The following is a 20,291-nucleotide window of genomic DNA, read 5'->3' on the forward strand; positions in this document are numbered from 1 at the left end:
CTCAAAAAATCAAATCCTCAAAAAATCAAATCCTCAAAAATCAAATCCTCAAAAATCAAATACTCAAATCCTCCACCTAACTATGAAAGCAAAAATGCCGTTGGACTCACAAATTCAAATGAAGGACCAACATTGTAGCCTCTCTTATTTGGAAAAGGCATAGCACAAAGTTTTTCTGCTGACAATTTTATATCGTACATCGTTCCTATATTTTTATCCAAATCATTTGGCTTGCCATTAAAAACATCATGCAAACCAGCCAATAACGAATAATAACTGCTATTAAATTCGTTCATTCGGTTTTTAGCTTCTGAATTATCAGGAAGCATATCCGTTTTAGTATTTGGGTAAATAGGATAAACACCTGTACGTGAGGTATCAATCGGAATGGTTGGTCCTGTAAACGAATAACCATGTTCAGCATCTGGGTCTTTCACCAATTTTTGACCATAGTAAAGTTCCTCAAAACGATAATAATGGGCTAATTCATAATCATTTTCACCGCCCAAAGGAGAATCTTCCGTTCCTTCGCCTTGGTCAATGATGATATTGATAGCGTTGATAGCATCTTGTTTTGTAAGAATTGGGTATAATAAATTGGAATCAAAGAAATTTGAAGTCACTTGCAAAGCTGAATCTCCGGGTAAAGTATCTGGAGCAATTTCTTCAATTTTTGCTTGAATGGCATTATAAAATGCTCCAATCGTTGCAAAGGTTGGTAAAGTAGCTTTTGCCATTAAAGTCGGAAATTCAATTGGATGTTCTGGTTCTTCAATTTCCATAAAAACGTTTTTTACTACTTTTTTTGAAAACTTTTCAAGTCCAACCACAAAACCCGAACCACCAATTCCCATTGGTAAATTACCGGGATATTCGGGTACAAAATCGGGCGTATTTATCTTCGGATGTCCACCCAAAGCATTTAAAATATTGGCAGAAATTGTCATGTGAAGCATTTCTTCCACCACAATTGAATGAATGATGCTTCTGGCTCCCATATTGGTTTTTGGAATCAGCGAATACATCGCCGTTAAGTACGGCGGAATTGTTGAATGCTCTAACTCAATGGCTTTTTGAAGTAGAATATGTAACTCACAAAGCTCTGTTGCACGCTGAGCCATTTCTACATATTTTGAATCTATTTTTAACATGGTTGAGGTTGTTTAAAGGTTTTCAAATAAATTAGTGATTGATGGCAAAGGAGGCATTGAGCCATTTTTAGCTTTTACAGCTTCTTTGTATTTTTTCTGATTATCGCTCAAAGGTTCGTCGGCAGAAACGGTATTTTCATTTCTCGCTTTTACGCTACTCAATACCTTATTTGGCGAATTAATAATCGGATTTTCAAGCCATTTGAGAATAGTATTTCGTTTTGCATCGGATAAATCACGAGTTACTGGCATGTGCATGGTATCATGAATATCTCTTGAAAAGGCAAATTTTAGAATTTCTTTCTTCAAAATTAAATCATTCGGATTTGCCAAATTGACTAAATATTTACTCATAATCGGATACAAATTGGCATACTGAATCATGGTTGCGGAAATATCTGACCAAGTTGGCGTTTCTGGTACTTCAAAATAATCCCGTAAATGAAGCACAATATTACTGCCATCTCCTAAAGGTTCACTGACCGAATTGCTATAATCTAAGGTATAAACCTGTCCGTCAATGTAAACTCTTGGCGAGTTGATTTCATTTCCTGTAATTTCCAATTGCCCAAATCCATTGCTGTCTGTTTCAATCGTAGCTTGAAAAGTAATACCATCTTGCGGGAAATTATTTCCATAAATTTCACAGATTGGATTGGTAACAGGATTTTGAGGAATATTACGAGTGGCTTTCTCCAAAACCACATTTATAGTGGTATTGGGCAGGGCTTTTCCCCACTGATAACTGTAAAAATTAACGGTTACGGTCTGATTAGTATCAATTCGTTGAACAAAATTATCTGCTCGTACATATACGCCATCGATAGTTTCACGACCTAATAAAACGTATTGTCCAACATTGGTTGTAGAAGGTGTTAAAAGTAATAATTGGTTATTTTTCAGAGCTTCTACAATACTGTCGGGTAAATTATTGAAAGTCTGGATTCCTCCCAATTGACTAAGCCACTGATTTGAACCTGAGATATAAGAAACAATGCCGATTTCGGTAAACTGACTGGCATTTACAAATGTTTTTGTTGGTGAAGCGTTATTCGAAAAAGCATTATTGGGATTGGCAACACCAACAATTAATGTTTGCGTTGTGGAAATTGTACCTAAAGAGTCTGAAATAGGAAAACTATTACCAAAATCAATAGAAAGACGGTTGTTGTTTTCTTCCAACAAGAAATTATTAATGGTAAAATACTGAGACTGACTCTTGGGACTCACATTTAATACACCATAAAGTCGTCGGCAAGCGGCAAAATTGATTGGCTCTTGCTCAAACCAAGGTCCAATTGTACCAATGATTTTCCCTAAAGAAAAACGTCCGTCGGGAGCATGATTATAATAATATCCAAAAGCGTTGAGATTGACACTCAATTTATCGCCTTGCGTAGTTCTTTGTAATTCGGATAAAAAAGGTGAGGCTTCGATATTTTCACCCCAAACGAGATTTGTCAAAACAGATGTCCAACAAGCTCCATACGGCTGACCGTTTACACTACTTCCTGCTAATTGGCGAAGTTGCATATCTCTGAAACACGTAGGCTCAATGTCACCTTTCAAAAGTAATTCATTATCAGGCGTACAAATACGTATTTGTACACACCAAAGAGCTGAAACCATTTGAGCGTCTGGATCTAAATCAAGCATTTTCCCCGAAGGTCTTCCTTCTGAACCCGAAACAATTTGTCCAACAATAATATCCGCAGAAGGGTCAGTTACAGAAGTCCCATCTGGCATGGTTAATTGTTGAACAAAACAATTTTTGAAATTAAAAACGGCTCCTCCCTCAGGATTCCACCAACCGTTTGTACTTCCTGTACCATATTGTTGGAAGTTGCAACTAAAGGTGTCATTGTTATAATGCGTCACATCATTATTAACGGTTGAAACATCCGAGAGAAAATCTCCTGAAAAGACTAATCGTGGAGAATGTAAATAAGACATAGTTTTAGGTTTTAAAATTTAAGCTTTCATTAACTATTTTTAAAAGTCATACAGCAATTTCATAAATCATAACAATCTCAAAACAAGCATTTTATCAATTTATTCATCACCAATAACTAATCAGTATTTCATTAACTGATGGTATTCCAAATCACAAAATTTTGCAACCAAACACCTTTATATTTTTTGTAAACCCACAAAATTCTCCCAATTTCAGATGCCTTCTCCCCTGTTTGTTTATCGGTTGTGGTTTGATGATAAATGCTCCATTCATACGCCATTTCGCCTTTTACCTCAATATTTTGTGCTTGATATGTTATCTCAATTTTAAAGGCATCAAACCAGGATTTCAAGAATGCTACTCCTGCGGTTTTCCCACTTACAACGGGCGTATCAGGTACAATAACGGTAATATCTTCAGCTAAAACGGAAGCCATTAATTCCAAATTTCCTGTATTTTCGGCTTCTTGAACAATGAGACGGATTTTATCAATTTGTGTTTTTTCAGTATTCATCGTATTGATTTTTTGAGAGAATAATCCTTGAGTAAGAGCATAGGAATATCTGCTTCAATTTTTAAGAAATTGAAGGAAAATCTCTATTGATAATTCGGAATTAAAATACGGTGCTCTAAAATTTATTTAAGCAAGAAGAAATTAAGAATAGGAAGAATGAAGCCGAGACTTTATAGTTAAAATGGTATTTAGAATGTTACAATCGTAAATATATGGGGTTCTTCACAAATTTTAAAGAAGAAAATTCACTTTAATTAACGAAATCTATTTTTCGGTCATTGAGTAATTTTTAAGAAAAACAATCGCATAAAAAACGCCTGACTTCTAATAAAGAAATCAGGCGTTTTGTAACACAGACTTTAGTCTGTAAATATTTTTTTGATAAACTTACAGACTAAAGTCTGTGTTACTTCTATTCCCACTCAATAGTTGCGGGTGGTTTTGACGAAATATCATACACAACACGGTTTACACCTTTTACTTTGTTGATAATTTCGTTAGAAATATCAGCCAAGAAATCATAAGGTAAATGACACCAATCCGCCGTCATGCCGTCCACCGATGACACTGCACGTAAAGCCACAACACGCTCATAAGTACGTTCATCACCCATTACGCCTACCGATTGAATTGGTAAAAGCATTGCTCCTGCTTGCCAAACGCCATCATATAAACCTCTGTTTTTCAACCCGTTGATAAAAATATGGTCAACTTCTTGTAAGATTTGTACTTTTTCAGCCGTAATATCTCCCAAAATTCTGATTCCTAAACCTGGGCCTGGGAATGGGTGACGACCTAAAATAAACTGAGGAATTTCCAAAGTTTTACCCACCAAACGCACTTCGTCTTTAAACAAAGTCTTCAAAGGCTCAACTACCTGCAATTTCATATAGTCAGGTAAACCGCCTACATTATGGTGAGACTTAATCGTTTGTGAAGGACCTCCACTCACTGAAACCGACTCAATAATGTCTGGATAAATTGTACCTTGTCCCAACCATTTTACATCTTCAATCAAATGAGATTCTTGGTCAAAAACATCAATAAATGCCTTTCCGATTGCTTTTCTCTTTGCTTCTGGGTCAGTTAAACCTTCCAAAGCCTTATAAAATATATCTTTTGAATTAACGCCTTTTACGTTCAAACCTAAGTTTTTGTACGATTCAAGTACGTCTTCAAATTCATTTTTTCTTAATAATCCGTTATCAACAAAAATACAGTAAAGATTTTTGCCAATTGCTTTGTGAATCAACACCGCTGCTACCGAACTATCTACTCCGCCCGAAAGTCCTAAAACAACTTTATCGTCTCCTAATTGTGCTTTCAAAGCTGCCACCGTTGAATCTACGAAAGAATCAGCCGTCCAATCTTGTGAACAATTACAAACGCCAATTACAAAGTTTTTCAACATTGTTTTTCCTTCCAAAGAGTGCGTAACTTCTGGGTGAAATTGAATCCCGAAAGTTTGTTCTCCTTTAATATGGAAAGCGGCATATTTCACGTCGTCAGTTGAACCAATTACTTCAAAATCATCAGGAATTGACATAATGGTATCTCCATGCGACATCCAAACTTGATTATTTTCAGAAACACCTTCCAATAATGGACTTGGAGCAACCGTTTTCAAAGCGGCTCTTCCGTACTCACGGTGACCAGAATTATACACTTCGCCACCACCTAAAAAAGCCAATAATTGAGCACCGTAACAAATACCCAAAACAGGTAATTTTCCTCTGAAAAGACTTACGTCAACTCGTGGAGAATCTTCATCACGTACCGAACAAGGGCTTCCCGAAAGAATAATTCCTTTTACAGATTCGTCGATAGTTGGGATTTTATTGAACGGGTGGATTTCGCAGTAAATATTAAGTTCACGAACACGGCGAGCAATCAATTGAGTTACTTGTGAACCAAAATCAAGAATAATTATTTTTTCGGACATTTTTTTGGAGTGAATACTGCGGTTGTCTGTGCAAATACTGAAACGCATAGTTTGAGACGCATAGCCTGACAACGGCGAAAAAAACTAAAACGTAAATTTCGGGAAAATTTATGGTTTTAGGATAGAATATTGAAGACAATTCTAAAAATCGTTAGATAATTTTAATTTTTAGGCTTGAAAACCCTAAATAAAAGCATTTTACAGAATAAAACAGTTAATTGGAAGTCATTTTTACCACTTTTAAATGGCACATTTTATGTATCAAAATACCATTTTTGCATTATTCCAAGTTTTTAAGCTTTACAATGCTTATAGGTAGGAATATTGACTTTGATTTTTCAAAGAATGTGCATTTAACATTAGGATAATACAAAATTAATCTATAAATTCATTTAAGAAAACGCCCAAACAATGTCAAATCCTACTTAATTTAAAATAGGATTTTATGACAAACTCTGAGAGTTCTTTGACTATGAATTTGATATTCCTTGTTTTGGGTTTCCTATCTACAACTCATTAATTATTGAAAATTATTTGTAGATATTCAAGCAAGAAATAAGAAATCGCAAGTTCACGCAGAGAACTGCTCTAATGGGCAAATCTTTGTTAATTATCTATCAATTTAAACAGGGAGTGCGTATGAAATTACAAGTGCATTCAATTCACTTTGACGCTGACATGAAGCTGTTAGAGTTTATCCAATCAAAACTTAATAAATTGGATATGTTTTATGACCGAATTACTGGTGGTGAGGTTTTTCTAAGGTTAGATAAAGGAGATACCAAGAAGGTCAGAAGCAAAATGTTAGAAGTGAAAATTAATTTACCCGGAGGGACGTTATTTGTGAAGGAACAAGCCTCTACTTTTGAAGAAGCAATGGACATCGCCATTGAAGCATTAAAAGTTCAACTAAAAAAGTTTAAAGATAAAATCCAAGAAAAAGTAAATCCAACTCGTAACGTGCTAATTTCAATGGCAATGGAGAGTTAATCAGGAGAAACCATTTCTCTAACATACCAAAAAGGGTTGCTTTCTCACGAAAGCAACCCTTTTTTATTGGAATCCCATAAAATCATTTTGCAATAATATTAAAAAATCTTCTGCCTTTATTGTGTCCACAATAGGAAATGGAATGTCTTTCAATATATCTATAAAATCTGCACTAATAGCTATTGCACAATCCACAAATTTATTATCGTCTGGGTCGATTTCAATTAATTGCCAATTATAAAACGGCTCAATTTTATGAACATTTTTCAAATTAAGTAATTCTCTTAATTTCAAGTCGGTAATATCACATCCTAATCTTTTACTGATAACTTCGTCATATTCTGTCAAAATTTCATTACTCACGTACAAATCAAAAAAATTATTAGATAATGCCTGATAAATAAGGTGATATTTTGAATGTGAAGCTAACGATACCAGAAATACATTTGTATCCAAAACTATATTCATCAAAACTACTGATTAGTATCATTCAAAATTGAATCCATATCATCATTTGTCCAGTTGTTTTTTTCCCATGCAATATCTGCCATTTGCGAAAGACGTTTAGCAAAATATTCTCCTATTAAATCTTTGATTGCTAATAAATCACTATCAGCTACTTGATGTGAATATAGTTTCAATAGTTCTTGTTGAATATTGCTAAAAGGTGTTTTGTGAATTACCATAGTCCTAAGATTTTAAATTTCTTAAATAATTAGTTCAATTTATTCATAAATCTATAAAAATCCATAGTTTTGATAGAAAACAATATTTTTAAACACAAAAAGGGTTGCTTTCTCACGAAAGCAACCCTTTTTTATATCAGAGGTGTTAGTTTTTAGGTATTGGGTTTTAGTGTTTAATCTAACACCTAAAACCCAATACCTAACACCTTTTTTCTTACAAGCCAAACTTTGCTTTCACTGCATCAACAAAATCTAATTTCTCCCAAGTGAAAAGTTCTACTTCAACTTCTTTCACGGTTCCGTCTGGTCCTTTGAAAGATTTTTTAACTACTTCATTTTTACGTCCCATGTGTCCGTAAGCAGCAGTTTCTGAATAAATTGGGTTACGTAATTTCAAACGTTGTTCGATTGCATAAGGACGCATATCAAATACTTCTTCTAATTTACGAGCAATTTCTCCATCAGTTAAACCAACTTTAGCCGTTCCATAAGTATTTACGAACAAACCACATGGTTTAGCCACACCGATTGCGTAAGAAACTTGAACTAAGATTTCATCACAAAGACCAGCTGCTACTGCATTTTTAGCAACGTGACGAGTTGCATAAGCTGCCGAACGGTCAACTTTTGAAGGGTCTTTTCCAGAGAATGCACCACCACCGTGAGCACCTTTTCCACCATAAGTATCAACGATAATCTTACGACCTGTCAAACCTGTATCTCCGTGTGGTCCACCGATTACAAATTTTCCAGTTGGGTTGATATGATAAGTAATTGCATCATTGAAAAGTCCTTGTAATTCAGGTTTCAATTTAGCTTTTACTCTTGGAATAACGATATTGATAACGTCAGCCTTGATTTTTGCTAACATTGTTTCATCATCAGCAAAATCATCGTGTTGTGTTGAAACAACGATGGTATCAATTCTTTGAGGAACGTTATCGTCAGAATATTCAATAGTTACTTGAGATTTTGCATCTGGGCGAAGGTATCCGATTAATGCAGGTTCGTTGTTACGAATTTCTGACATTTCTTTCAAGATAGTATGAGCCAAATCCAAAGCCAAAGGCATATAATTTTCAGTCTCACGAGTTGCGTAACCAAACATCATACCTTGGTCACCTGCTCCTTGTGCATTTGCTTTTGACTCGAAATCATCAGCCGTTACTCTATCTACACCTTGATTAATATCGTCAGATTGGTCGTGAATCGCAGAAATAATACCACAAGAATTAGCTTCAAACATATATTCCGACTTAGTATAACCGATTTTGCGGATAACTTCACGGGCAATAGCCTGAACATCGAGATATGTTTTTGTTTTTACTTCACCCGCCAAAACTACTAATCCTGTTGTTACAAGGGTTTCGCAAGCTACTTTAGAAGAAGGGTCAAACGCCATGAAATTGTCAATCAATGCGTCTGAGATTTGGTCTGATACTTTGTCTGGGTGTCCTTCCGATACCGACTCAGAGGTGAAAAGATATGCCATTATTTATAATTTATGAAATATGAAAAATCTAATAATTCACAAATTTAAAAGGAATATTTTGATTTGACAATTTGGGTTGTCAAATAGCCATTTTATAGATAAATTATCTAACAAGTGTCATTTTTAAAGTTAATTAAATAAAAAATAGGCTAAAAAGCAACAATATTTCTATTATTCACAAAAACTTTAGTTTCGGTAATTTAAGAAGTAAGTCAACATCAGAATAACTTTTTAAATAAGACATTCCAAGCCGCTTTGATGAACGGAGGTTTAGGAACGGTATTGATAAGAGCAACATCTTCAAAAAATGAAGTATCCTCATCTAAAAACTTTAATACTTGAGAAGGTTTATTGTATTTGAATAATCGAGTAAAAATCTCATCTTGGGGTGTCCTATTTTTCAACATCACATTTAAAAGAACTGTATCTAAAAAGCCTTTCCAATGATTCGTTATCATACCATTTTTGATGTCTATATTCTGCTCCAATGACTTTACCAATCGCTGTAAAAAACGTTGACTTCTCTGAAAACTATACCCCGTAGAAGCCTTCACATATCCGCCCGATGTACCAATGCGGATAACCTTAGTCATGGGTAAAACTTCGTGCGGCTCATCAGACATCGGAACGATACCAAATTCGGTTTCAGAAATCTGATATTCTTCAGGTTTTATCTGATAATCACCTACTTTTAAAGTTTCTTCTATGTATTTTTTCAGATAAAATTCATACTCTAAATCTTCGATAAGATTATCTGAAAAAATAGTAAATTCAATCAAAGCCTTTGTTTCAGAATGAGGCAAAACATAGACAAATCGAAGTTCATTTTTTTGTTCAGTTCTGAAATCAAAAAGAGTAGGTTCATTAACTTTAAAGACTGGTTTTGATGTTTCAATGACCCAACCTTTAAAATGTTGAAGCATATTGTGGTAATCAGGATTATTATATTTGGAACGAAATGAGCTATCAAAGACAAATTCGGAGGCGTAAAAGTCGCCTTTGTTTGTTTTTACGGTTTCGGAAACTTCTAAAATATCAGCTTGTAAAAAAGTAATATTTGGATTTTGTTTCAATATCGGAATAACATAATTGTAGAAATCAATGCCCCGAATCATTTTGTAAGTATATTGCTGAATATCAAGAAATTGAGAAAAATTATCAGTTCCATGAAACCAAACTCCTTTCCATTTTTGAGCGATAATTTCTTCATAAGGCGATTGTCCTTTTTCCCAAAAACACCACGTATGGTCGTTGGTATTTTTTACATCACGGTCTATTATGAGGATAGATTTATTCCGCAAACTTGACTGATTGAGATAAAAAGCTAAAGAAAGCCCCGCCATACCTCCGCCTGCAATGATGTAATCGTAAGTATTTGGGGAATTTTGGTTATTTTTGAAAGACATATTTATACAGTTCGCTTACGGAAGATAACAATAAAAAATCCCGTAAGTTTTGAATCTTACGGGATTTTTTTATTGTAGGACAGGTTTCCAACCTGTCTTTTACAAAATTGACAGGTTAGAAAACCAATGTAGTTTAGTTTATAAGTTATTATTTGGGCAAACTTCCCGAAAGTTTAAAACTTTCGGGAAGTTGAATCGGCTTAACTAAACGATTTTGGATTAAAAACCTTTACTACAAATTATATATGTTTCTCAGCGTGATAACTACTTCTTACCAAAGCTCCAGATTCTACGTAATTCAAACCACGTCTTAAACCTTCTTCTTTGTACATTGCGAACGTATCTGGATGAATCCACTCAATAACTTCGTGGTGCATTTTAGTTGGTTGTAGGTATTGTCCTAAAGTCAAAACGTCTAACCCATTTTCTACCAAATCATCCATTGCCTTGAAAACTTCGTCTTGTGTTTCGCCCAAACCTAACATAATACCCGATTTAGTGCGTTTCCCAAATTCTTTGGTACGTTTGGTTTGTTCTAAACTACGAGCATATTTTGCTTGCGGACGCACATTTCTGTATAATCTCTCAACGGTTTCCATGTTGTGAGAAACCACTTCTTGTCCACCTTCAATCATTCTGATAAGGGCATCCCAATTTCCTTTTGTGTCAGGAATAAGCGTTTCAATCGTTGTACTTGGCGATAATTCTTTCACTTGTACAACGGTTTGATACCAAATTTCAGCCCCTTTATCTTTCAATTCGTCACGGTTTACCGAAGTCAGAACGGCGTGTTTTACTCCCATTAATTTAATTGCCTCAGCTACACGACGTGGTTCGTCTGCATCATATTCATTTGGACGACCCGTTGCTACTGCACAGAATGTACATGAGCGAGTACACACGTTACCCAAAATCATAAAGGTTGCTGTGCCTGCTCCCCAACATTCACCCATATTTGGGCAATTGCCTGATTGACAGATAGTATGTAATTTATTTTCTTCTACGATATTACGTACACGAGCGTATTCTTGACCGATTGGCAATTTTACACGAAGCCAATCTGGTTTTTTGTTATGTCTTGTAGCCGCAGGAGCTACTACTGGTAATTCTATCATTTCATTTAAGGGATTAGGTTTTAGGTTTTAGGGATTAGATTATAGGGAAAACTTTCACCTAAAACCCATTAACTAAAACCTCAGACCTCATTATCGCACAAATTTAAGACTGATTAAAATAAAAACGTCAATAAAATGAAATTGGTTTTCATTTTATTGACGTTTAGTTGAATAATATTTCTATTTACTGGGTTTATTCTTATTTCTTTCCTCCAAAAAATACTGTTAAATATCCCGAAGTAAAAACGCTTCTATTTTCAGCAAAAGCCATAATATTCATTTTTTGGGTATAGGCTTCTGCCAAAAAACCTACCTCTAAACTAATATTAGACTGACGAAAAGCATCTAATTCAAAATTGAGAGCAGCTTTTAAGTTAACGCCCGGAACAAATTTTGCCTCTCCAAGTCCTTCAAACAAACCACCACTACCTGCTATATTACTGGACGTATGTTTTTTAGGGTCAAATATTTCGTCTCTTGTAATTCCTCTACCGTAATAAACTTGAACATAATAGGGTTTTAACAATCCAATGGTTGGACCTGCGGCTAAAATTCCATTAACATTAACGCCACCTTCTGATGATTTCCTGAATAAATTTATCTCACGCCCATATTGTGGACGAATAGCAAAAAGATAATTCTGTTTACCATAAACATAACTTCCACCTGTTCCTCCTACATTGGCAGTACTTTCTTTCAAGTGGTTTACTGTCACTATTTCAAGACCAATATAGTGAAATTGGCGATGCAAAGCATTGTTATTAATAGCTATTTCTTTGCGGGCTGCAATACCTCCTAAAAGCCCAGAATTAGTATTGGTTGTTAGCCCAAATGATAATATGGATTTAAAGTTTTCTTCATCTGTTACCTCCTTTGAGGTATTTTTTGTTGGTGCATTACGTCTTTGAGCATTGACTCTATCAGTCAATATTAAAGATAATGAAAGGATGAGAGATATAGTTAGTAGTTTTTTCACGGGACAATTACTCGATTCAAGAGATTAATTTTTCATAAAAATACGGATTCGGCTTCTATTTGTGTTAATTTAGGCTAAAATATAATAAGGAAAAAACGATTTGCGAAAAGCGAACAAAACAACTTGCTAAATAGTGGTTAGGCTTTAGTTGTTAGCATTAGTGTTGAAACTCACTATTAATGAGGACATTCCAACATATTCAACCATAATTGTAACGACGAACCGCCTAATTCATAACGAATACTTACTTATCAATGTTTTAAGTTATTTTGTTTTGGTAAACCTAAATATTTTTAACCAATATTAACTATTATCAATGACATTATTTGATAAAGAATAGTTGTCTTAAATCTTAATAAACTAAACAATAATTAATATCATGCCAACAGTAAAAACCTCTTATTTGGGCGACCTACGTACCTCATCAATTCACTTACAATCTGGTAATCAATTAATTACAGATGCTCCAACTGACAATATGGGCAAAGGAGAAGCATTTTCTCCTACCGATTTATTAGCAACAGCTACGGGTACATGTATGCTTACGACGATGGCAATTGTTGCTCAAAGAGATGAAATAGAATTAGCGGGGTCTGAGGTGGAAGTAACTAAGATTATGTCTCAAACGCCTCCTCGTAAAGTGGCTCGCTTAGAGATAAACTTAAAAATGAAAGCAAATATTGCCCTTTCTGCTGAGCAAATTAAGAAATTAGAAAATACCGCTCACAAATGCCCAGTATCGTTAAGTTTACATCCTGATGTTGAACAAGTCGTAAATATCGAATGGCTTTAATCGGAGAAGAATAGAGTTAAGGGTTATGCCTTATAAAGAATGGGAAAGCAGATAAACATATTTGTCAATCATCTTCCCCATTTCCCCTTAACTCCTTCCCTATTTCTCCTAACTACGCAACTGCTCCTTCTAATTCAGCAAACGAAATTTCAAAATGCGATGCCTCATAAACACATTCTCCATTTTGAATAATTAATACCTGTGGCGACTGATGCTCTACTTTGAAAAGATTAGCAATTTCATTTGAAATTGGTCTATAACGAAGTAAATCCAAATAATAGGGTTTCAATTCGCCTACTTTTTCTTGTTTCCAATTTCTTTCCAAACGATTTAAGGCTGTTGATGAAATTGAACAAGTTGTGCTGTGCTTTAAAATCAATACTGGATAATTATATGATTCTTCTTTAATAGTCTGTAATTGTTCTACTTCTGTTAATTGATTCCAATTCATTTTTTAATAATTTGAGTGAATAATTGATACCGTATTGACAATTTTTAATGTAAAAAGGTTTCGTTCAGATGATACAAGTTTCAAGGGAAACAATCTCAGTCTATGATAAGGTTTCCCAGACAAAAGCCAGTAAAACGTTACCATTTTTTCAAGACAAACTGTGTCGGTTTTTGTTTAGAAAGCATCAATAAAATACCTCCATACGTTAATCCTTCTAACAATTTGGTTGCTCTATAAGGTGAAATATTAACCAATTTGGCATATTCTTTCGCCGTAACTTTCATATTTCTTTTTAGATAAATTATCAAGGCTTTTACGTTGGGTTGAGCCAAAAGTTCTTTGTCAACGGTATCGTCATATTTATCTAAAATTTGAGTCATTTCTTTTGTAACGGGCGTAGTTTGGTCGTTGGCTCTTACAAAAACGATACTATTTTGCTTTTCATCAATGGCTTCGTGGGGCTTCTGCGAGCTTTCTTGCACATTGACAATCAACACTTTACGCTTTCCTTCATGCGTGTATGAACTATATTGAATGTCTATGGGCGGAACAACTAACTCATTTGCCGCTTGAATAATCTTGGTCATTTCTTCTAATTCAGAACAACCTTTGATTGTTTTATCATCGTCAACACCTACCACCAATTTTCCTCCAGATGTATTACTAAAAGCGGCCAAAATGCGGGCGGCTTTATGAGGATTTTCAATTCTACTTTTAAATTCTAAATGAATAGATTCTTTTTGTTTGAGTAATTTCAGAAATTCTTTTTCTATCATCAATAAATTGTTTATTTGAGTAAATTTACCATAAATTTAAGAATAGACTATTCACTTCATCTCAAAACATACCACTACTTGAACTCCGATATTCCACAAACTCCCATAAAAGCCTACGCATTTCTTCTTTTAGGCGTTTTTTGTATTGGCTGGTCCGCCATTTTCGTAAAAATGGCGGACGCTCCTGCCCTGACTTCTGGTTTTTATCGTTACTTTTTTTGTTTCTTGGGCTTATTCCCGATTTGGCTTTACAAAAAAATAAAAATTCCTAATACCAAAACTCTTTTATTAATCTTTTTGGGGGCATTATTTTTTGTGTTAGATATGAGCCTTTGGAATCTTTCTATTCTAAAAACGACGGCATCAGTTTCTACTTTATTGGCAAATAATGCTTCTGTTTTTGTGGGATTAGGCTCGTTATTTATTTTCAAACAAAGACTTTCAAAAATCTATTGGATTGGGCTTTTTGTGGCAACTTTTGGTGTTTTTTTAGTAGCAGGACGAGATTTTGTAGAAAATCCAAATGTAGGAATCGGACATTTAATGGCAATCGGAGCTGCCGTTTTTTATGCAGGTTATATGCTTTTAACTCAGCAAGTGAGAGGAAGTATTGATACCGTTAATTTTATGGGTTGGTCGCTATTGATTTGTATGATTTTGGCATGGCTCATTTGTTGGCAACAAGATTTACCCATGCTTCATTTTTCTCACAAAACATGGCTTTCTTTTGCTCTTTCGGGGCTTTTTTGCCACTTAATTGGCTGGCTTTCTATCAATTATGCCTTAGGTTTTTTACCTGCTTCTATTGTTTCGCCAACGCTGTTAATTCAACCTGTTTTAACCTCAATTATTTCATTTTTCTTACTTCACGAAATACTCAGAACTGAACAAATTATTGGTGGAATAGTTGTTCTGTTTGGTGTTTATTTGGTGAATAGAGGAAAATAAATTGTGAATTAGTAAGTTGTGAATTGTGAATAAATGATGGACAAATATTTTGAGAAATTCACAACTCACAATTCATAACTCACAATTTCCTATCCGAATGCCCTAAACTGCGTTCTGGACAAACAATATCTCTGACGATTTGTTTGATTTCTTTAGCTTCAGGAAAATGTCCTTCACGTTTACGGTCGAAAATGAGTTGGTCATTGAGTGATATTTGGAAACGTCCTGCAATTTCACTTGGACGAAGACTAACTTCTGCTAAATCATCCGAAAAAGTAGTCAATAATTCTTGTGCTAACCATGCCGAACGCATCAGCCAATGACATTTTGGGCAGTATTCTATCGTTATTTTAGGTTTCATATTTTAAAAGTAAGCGATTTGCGAAAAGCGAATATACTGACAATCTGTGTTTCAATAGATTCCATCTTTCACAAGTCAGAAAGAAATAATTAAAAATAGCGTAAATATTTCTGAAATTTACGCATCATTTATAAATCAACAAATTATGACCATTGAATTAAGAAGCGACACATTTACAAAACCTACTCCCGCCATGTTGGAAATCATGTTTTCTGCAACTGTTGGAGATGATGTTTTTGAAGATGACCCAACCGTAAAAGAACTTGAAGAAAAAACAGCTCAAATATTTGGCTATGAAGCTGGGCTTTTCTGTACGTCGGGAACAATGACGAATCAAATTGCCATTAACGTTCACGTCAGACAAGGCGATGAAGTCATTTGTGATGCACTCTCGCACATATACTTATACGAAGGTGGCGGCATTGCGGCAAATTCTTTGGCTTCTGTCAATTTATTGCAAGGAAATCGTGGAAGATTAACGGCTGAGCAAATTGTTGAAGCAATACAACCTGATAATATTCACCATCCCATTACTCGTTTGGTTTCCTTAGAAAATACCGTCAATAAAGGCGGAGGAGCGTATTATGACCTTAGTGAAATACAAAAAATCAAACAAGTTTGTCTTGAAAACAATCTTCCTTTACATTTAGACGGAGCAAGAATTTTCAATGCTTTGGTTGAAACAAAAGAAAGTCCTTTAGAATACGGAAAAGCATTTGACTCAATGTCTATTTGTCTGTCAAAAGGTTTAGGAACGCCCATTGGTTCGGTACTTTTAGGAACAAAAACGTTCATTAAACAGGCTCGTAGAGTAAGAAAACGTTTGGGTGGTGGTTGGCGACAAGCGGGTTATTTGGCAGCAGCGGGCATTTATGCTTTGGACAATAACGTAAATCGTTTGGTGCAAGACCATGCTCGTGCAAGAGAAATCGGGAAGATTATGGAACAATTACCAGAAGTAGAAGAAATTTATCCTGTTGATACCAATATCGTTATTTTCAGACTGAATGATAAAATTTTATCGTCGGATTATGTTCAAAAGCTCCATGAAAAAGGCATTAAAGCAGCAACTTTCGGTAAACATTTAGTTCGTTTCGTAACTCATTTAGACTTTACGGATGAACATTTGGAGGAATTTAGGAATAAGATTATAAAGTGATGGGAATGTGAGATATTATCCATTTAAGCTTTTCTAAATTGTTCCAAAATTTATATTATTTCAGTTTAAACGCTGACAGGGTCTTGAACCCTGTCAGCGTTAGGTGACTTAAATCTCAATAATTCCTTACGACTTTATGGACTTAAACACTTACGACTCTCAAAAACTTAAAACCTACTTCTTCGGTTCATTCAATTCAATTACATAACCATCTGGGTCGGTAACATAAATTTGATAAGCACCATCAAAACGTTTCTGGCGATGATATGGTACATTTTTTTCTTTTAAAAATGCCTCAATTCCATCAGCAGAATTTGTTGGGATTGATAACGAAAAATGAGCTCCATTTTTATCATTATTGGCAACAGGGTTTTCCCTTCCTAACAATAAATGAAGTTCTTGACCTGGGGCAATTTTAAACCAACGTCTGATAGCTAAAAGATTATCAGGTACATCTAAAGGCGACAAACCGATAATTTCACGATAAAAAGTAACACTGGTTTTCAAGTCTTTAACTGCCAATCCCACGTGATTGTACGATAAAATAGTGATGCCTTTGGTAGGCTCTGTTCCCTGACTTATTCCTTGAAAAGCATTCAAGAAAAGACAAAAAGCAAGTATTGTATTAAATATTAATTTCATTGTTTGATTGTTTTTGGATAAAAAAATAAAATCGAGACGAACTTACTTCTTTAGTTTTTTATTCTTATCCTCCTGCTGAGATATTATTTTAAGATACTGCTCAACATCTAATTTTTTATTCGCTAAAATCTTCTTGTCTTTATCTAAAAATAATAAATTTGGATAAACCGTAGTATTGAATTTATTGGTAAAATCAGTTACCATGTGCGAGTCAAAAACATTGATAAATCGCTGAGTTTTGAATTCTTTAACAAAATTTAGCCATTTCTTTTTGTCTCTTGTACCACAAGCCATGTAAACTTTCACGCCTTTGGCAGCCAATTTTGGATATTCGTCCAACAGTTTTTTAGTTGTTTCTTGGCAATGGTGACATTCTGGGTCATAAATCATCACGAGCGTATAATTTGCTTTTACGCCATACAATGGAGTGTACACATCCAAAGTATCAGTCATGTCCATGTTAGAAATTTTATTACCTAACAAAACAGGCTTCATTTTCATCACATACTCTTTATTACGACGGATAGAAGACGTATCCCAACCAGACTCTGGGTCGTTAATAATGTATTTTTCTGCAATATGAATGTAGGCTTCTTCACGTCCCATAATCTCGGCAGCAATGAATTTTTGAGCAAATTTTCCTACAATATATTTGCGTAAATCTGTTTTTCTTGGTGTTTTCTCAATGAGAGCATCCGCAATCTGAATAATAGTATCAGGTTCAAAATAACTAATATTTTGAAGATAGGTATCCATTTTTTTTCCGATAAATGGCGTGCGTAACATACGTTCGTCGGATAAATTGATATTGTCCCAATAATGCTTAAAATAGTAATTTGACTGATTGATGGTATCTTGTAAAGTTGGTTTGGCAGGCATAGGAGGCACTTCAATATCAACGCCTGCACGAAGAATATTACTGGCAAAAGTTCCTGTATGTTTTTGAACGTAATCTTTCTGAAATTGCTCTAATTCAGCATAAATAGCTTGTTTTTGAGTTGGATTTGCCCCTTTTAATTTCTTGGCTTTAGCGTTGGCTTGGGCTACAAAATCTTGAAATAACGATGCTTCAACCGAACCTTTGATTTTGAGATTATTGGTATAGTCGGCAGTGTCGGTTTCCATTAAAAAATTTTGGTCGTTAATAACCAAATCAAACATTCTACTACGTCCCATTGCTACTACATAAAAGCCAAGTGGCAATTTCTTGTTTCCCTTAAAAACCGCCAAGCCAGAAGCATCTATTTTAGCAGTATCCTGCGACAAGAAGGTATCTTCGTAATGATGAACTAAATAAAGCGTAGAATCTTTTAATCCTTTGATTTTAAGTTCGATACGATGTTGGGAAAAAGTGGTTTGTGCAATAAAAAGTAGAGCAATTAGGGCGATAATGTTTTTCATTGGAAAGTTTTCTTAAACCTTTTAGTTTTAATGTTAACGAAATTAAGAAGAATTTATTCAAGAAATTTATCCAACGAATACTTTAACATTCATTAACAAAAATGCTCTTATTGAAAACTTATCAAAAAGGATTATTTTTGTAACACAGACTTTAGTCTGTAAGCATAAAACTTACAGACTAAAGTCTGTGTTACTAAACCAATAAAATATGCCCATTCAAAAAGTAACTAAAGAAGAAATTCTTACCAAATCATTAGAGGTTTTTCGCCATAGAGGATACCACAATACTTCTATGAACGACCTTGCTCATGCCGTAGGGTTATTGAAAGGCAGTTTTTATCATTATTTTGACAGTAAGGAAACCTTGATGAAAGAGGTTTTGATGAGTGTCAATATTCTTTTGCAGGAAGAGGTTTTTCCAATTGCTTACAATTCTAATTTGCCTATCCAAGAGCGAATGGAAACGATGTTAAAACGATTTTCAAAAACAGTTTTCAATAAGGAAGGAGGTTGTATTGTTGGGAATACCATTTTGGAAACAGTCAATCTTTACCCACAATTCAAAGAAGTTTTACAAGAAATTCTCACAGGTTGGACAAACGCACTCACGCATTTGTACTCATATACGCACGCACCCGAAAACGCAAAAAAATTAGCTGAGCAGTCCATTATGGAATATGAAGGAGCTATTATGATGGCAAAACTTTATGGCGAAAGTTACTACTATAAAGATTGCTACATTCGCACTATGGAACGTTTAAAGGCTTAGTTTACTTGCAACTCGTATTATATCCTGCAAATTTCCACTTACTCAATATCTTATTAAACATTTGATAATCAGGCATATTTTATCCAAATTGTGTGAAATATATTTTATCACATAAACCCAAACATAATATGGAAACGAATACCCTTCCGCTTGAAAAAGAATTAGAACCAATTTTCACCAAACAATTACCCTCATTTCCTGATAATATCAAAGATTTGTTCGTTAAAATAGCTCCGTTTTTAGCTATCATCAGTGTTGTTTTTGGCGTTTTAGGAGCTGGACTTGGCACTCTACTTTCTCCTTTTGCATGGTTTGCAGGTAATTTTTCTTATGGAATCGGGATGATTTTCTTGATTGTTATGGTGGTTTTGCAAGCCTTAGCAATTCCGAGTTTATTTAACTTGAAAAAAGATGGTTGGAGATATATGTATTATGCCCAATTTATAAGTGCTATCTATAATTTATGTATGGGGAATTGGTTCAGTGGACTTATCGGTGCATTTATAGGTTTCTGGATTTTATTTCAAATAAGAGAGAAATATAGTTAAGAGTTATGAGTTAAGAGTTAAGAGTTATGAGTTAAGAGTTAAGAGTTATGAGTTAAGAGTTATGAGTTATGAGTTAAGAGTTAAGAGTTAAGAGTTAAGTGGTACGCCCTCCTTAACTCATCTCTCATAAACTCATAAACCCTAAACTCATAAACTAATAAACCCTAAACTCATAAACTAATAAACCCTAAACTCATAAACTAATAAACCCTAAACT

At 34.6% G+C, this 20,291-nt stretch carries 21 protein-coding genes; 6 read left to right on the plus strand and 15 right to left on the minus strand.

Annotated features, from left to right (window positions below):
- Positions 1–80 precede the first annotated feature (80 nt).
- The 4 genes from LV89_RS11115 to guaA form a co-directional block, all read right to left on the minus strand.
- The gene (locus tag LV89_RS11115) at positions 81–1,151 is read right to left on the minus strand and encodes a ferritin-like domain-containing protein (RefSeq protein ID WP_109742968.1); all 1,071 of its coding nucleotides are present in this window, start codon (positions 1,149–1,151) and stop codon (positions 81–83) included.
- Between the two features lie 12 nt (positions 1,152–1,163).
- The gene (locus LV89_RS11120; protein ID WP_109742969.1) at positions 1,164–3,104 is read right to left on the minus strand and encodes a hypothetical protein; all 1,941 of its coding nucleotides are present in this window, start codon (positions 3,102–3,104) and stop codon (positions 1,164–1,166) included.
- 131 nt (positions 3,105–3,235) lie between these two features.
- Entirely contained in the window at positions 3,236–3,619 is a 384-nt protein-coding gene (locus tag LV89_RS11125) for a YybH family protein (RefSeq protein ID WP_109742970.1), read from the minus strand.
- Between the two features lie 412 nt (positions 3,620–4,031).
- Complete coding sequence (gene guaA / locus LV89_RS11130; protein WP_109742971.1) at positions 4,032–5,561, minus strand: glutamine-hydrolyzing GMP synthase; 1,530 nt, start codon at positions 5,559–5,561, stop codon at positions 4,032–4,034.
- A gap of 639 nt (positions 5,562–6,200) precedes the next feature.
- Between guaA and hpf the strand changes: the two genes are divergently transcribed.
- The gene (gene hpf, locus LV89_RS11135; RefSeq protein WP_109742972.1) at positions 6,201–6,551 is read left to right on the plus strand and encodes a ribosome hibernation-promoting factor, HPF/YfiA family; all 351 of its coding nucleotides are present in this window, start codon (positions 6,201–6,203) and stop codon (positions 6,549–6,551) included.
- 63 nt (positions 6,552–6,614) lie between these two features.
- Here the strand turns inward: hpf and LV89_RS11140 are convergent, their stop codons facing one another.
- The 6 genes from LV89_RS11140 to LV89_RS11165 form a co-directional block, all read right to left on the minus strand.
- The gene (locus LV89_RS11140) at positions 6,615–7,019 is read right to left on the minus strand and encodes a putative toxin-antitoxin system toxin component, PIN family (protein WP_109742973.1); all 405 of its coding nucleotides are present in this window, start codon (positions 7,017–7,019) and stop codon (positions 6,615–6,617) included.
- Between the two features lie 5 nt (positions 7,020–7,024).
- A complete protein-coding gene (locus tag LV89_RS11145; RefSeq protein ID WP_109742974.1) occupies positions 7,025–7,237 on the minus strand; it encodes a DUF8507 family protein in 213 nt (70 codons plus the stop codon).
- A 214-nt stretch (positions 7,238–7,451) separates the two neighbouring features.
- Positions 7,452–8,729 carry a methionine adenosyltransferase gene (gene metK / locus LV89_RS11150; protein WP_109742975.1) on the minus strand — a complete coding sequence of 426 codons (1,278 nt, stop codon included), beginning with the start codon at positions 8,727–8,729 and terminating at the stop codon, positions 7,452–7,454.
- A gap of 218 nt (positions 8,730–8,947) precedes the next feature.
- A complete protein-coding gene (locus LV89_RS11155) occupies positions 8,948–10,135 on the minus strand; it encodes a lycopene cyclase family protein (protein WP_109742976.1) in 1,188 nt (395 codons plus the stop codon).
- 239 nt (positions 10,136–10,374) lie between these two features.
- On the minus strand, positions 10,375–11,250 hold the full coding sequence (lipA, locus tag LV89_RS11160) for a lipoyl synthase (RefSeq protein WP_109742977.1): 876 nt from the start codon (positions 11,248–11,250) through the stop codon (positions 10,375–10,377).
- A gap of 199 nt (positions 11,251–11,449) precedes the next feature.
- Positions 11,450–12,226: a hypothetical protein gene (locus LV89_RS11165; RefSeq protein WP_146199142.1), complete on the minus strand. Its 777-nt coding sequence runs from the start codon at positions 12,224–12,226 to the stop codon at positions 11,450–11,452.
- A gap of 379 nt (positions 12,227–12,605) precedes the next feature.
- On the opposite strand from LV89_RS11165, the gene LV89_RS11170 reads away from it, so the two are divergent.
- Positions 12,606–13,019, plus strand: coding sequence for an OsmC family protein (locus LV89_RS11170; RefSeq protein ID WP_109742979.1), 414 nt, complete (start codon positions 12,606–12,608; stop codon positions 13,017–13,019).
- Between the two features lie 112 nt (positions 13,020–13,131).
- Here the strand turns inward: LV89_RS11170 and ytxJ are convergent, their stop codons facing one another.
- Together ytxJ and LV89_RS11180 are read right to left on the minus strand one after the other, a co-directional pair.
- Positions 13,132–13,470 (minus strand): bacillithiol system redox-active protein YtxJ, encoded by a 339-nt coding sequence (ytxJ, locus tag LV89_RS11175; protein WP_109742980.1) that lies wholly within the window; start codon positions 13,468–13,470, stop codon positions 13,132–13,134.
- A 137-nt stretch (positions 13,471–13,607) separates the two neighbouring features.
- Positions 13,608–14,246, minus strand: coding sequence for an AlbA family DNA-binding domain-containing protein (locus LV89_RS11180; protein ID WP_109742981.1), 639 nt, complete (start codon positions 14,244–14,246; stop codon positions 13,608–13,610).
- A gap of 78 nt (positions 14,247–14,324) precedes the next feature.
- On the opposite strand from LV89_RS11180, the gene LV89_RS11185 reads away from it, so the two are divergent.
- Entirely contained in the window at positions 14,325–15,194 is an 870-nt protein-coding gene (locus tag LV89_RS11185; protein WP_146199143.1) for a DMT family transporter, read from the plus strand.
- A 79-nt stretch (positions 15,195–15,273) separates the two neighbouring features.
- Here LV89_RS11185 and LV89_RS11190 read toward each other — a convergent pair whose 3' ends face one another.
- The gene (locus LV89_RS11190) at positions 15,274–15,555 is read right to left on the minus strand and encodes an Rdx family protein (protein WP_109742983.1); all 282 of its coding nucleotides are present in this window, start codon (positions 15,553–15,555) and stop codon (positions 15,274–15,276) included.
- Between the two features lie 145 nt (positions 15,556–15,700).
- Here LV89_RS11190 and LV89_RS11195 point away from each other — a divergent pair, with 145 nt between their 5' ends.
- Positions 15,701–16,714, plus strand: coding sequence for a threonine aldolase family protein (locus LV89_RS11195; protein WP_109742984.1), 1,014 nt, complete (start codon positions 15,701–15,703; stop codon positions 16,712–16,714).
- Between the two features lie 174 nt (positions 16,715–16,888).
- On the opposite strand, the gene LV89_RS11200 is transcribed toward LV89_RS11195, so the two are convergent.
- Both LV89_RS11200 and LV89_RS11205 read right to left on the minus strand, forming a co-directional pair.
- Positions 16,889–17,356 carry a VOC family protein gene (locus LV89_RS11200; RefSeq protein ID WP_109742985.1) on the minus strand — a complete coding sequence of 156 codons (468 nt, stop codon included), beginning with the start codon at positions 17,354–17,356 and terminating at the stop codon, positions 16,889–16,891.
- 42 nt (positions 17,357–17,398) lie between these two features.
- Positions 17,399–18,757 carry a DUF5106 domain-containing protein gene (locus LV89_RS11205; RefSeq protein ID WP_109742986.1) on the minus strand — a complete coding sequence of 453 codons (1,359 nt, stop codon included), beginning with the start codon at positions 18,755–18,757 and terminating at the stop codon, positions 17,399–17,401.
- Between the two features lie 208 nt (positions 18,758–18,965).
- On the opposite strand from LV89_RS11205, the gene LV89_RS11210 reads away from it, so the two are divergent.
- Complete coding sequence (locus LV89_RS11210; RefSeq protein WP_109742987.1) at positions 18,966–19,526, plus strand: TetR/AcrR family transcriptional regulator; 561 nt, start codon at positions 18,966–18,968, stop codon at positions 19,524–19,526.
- A gap of 128 nt (positions 19,527–19,654) precedes the next feature.
- Positions 19,655–20,074 carry a hypothetical protein gene (locus LV89_RS11215; protein ID WP_109742988.1) on the plus strand — a complete coding sequence of 140 codons (420 nt, stop codon included), beginning with the start codon at positions 19,655–19,657 and terminating at the stop codon, positions 20,072–20,074.
- The last annotated feature ends 217 nt before the right edge of the window (positions 20,075–20,291 follow it).

The sequence above is a fragment of the Arcicella aurantiaca genome, assembly GCF_003148625.1.
Classification (GTDB): Bacteria; Bacteroidota; Bacteroidia; order Cytophagales; family Spirosomataceae; genus Arcicella; species Arcicella aurantiaca.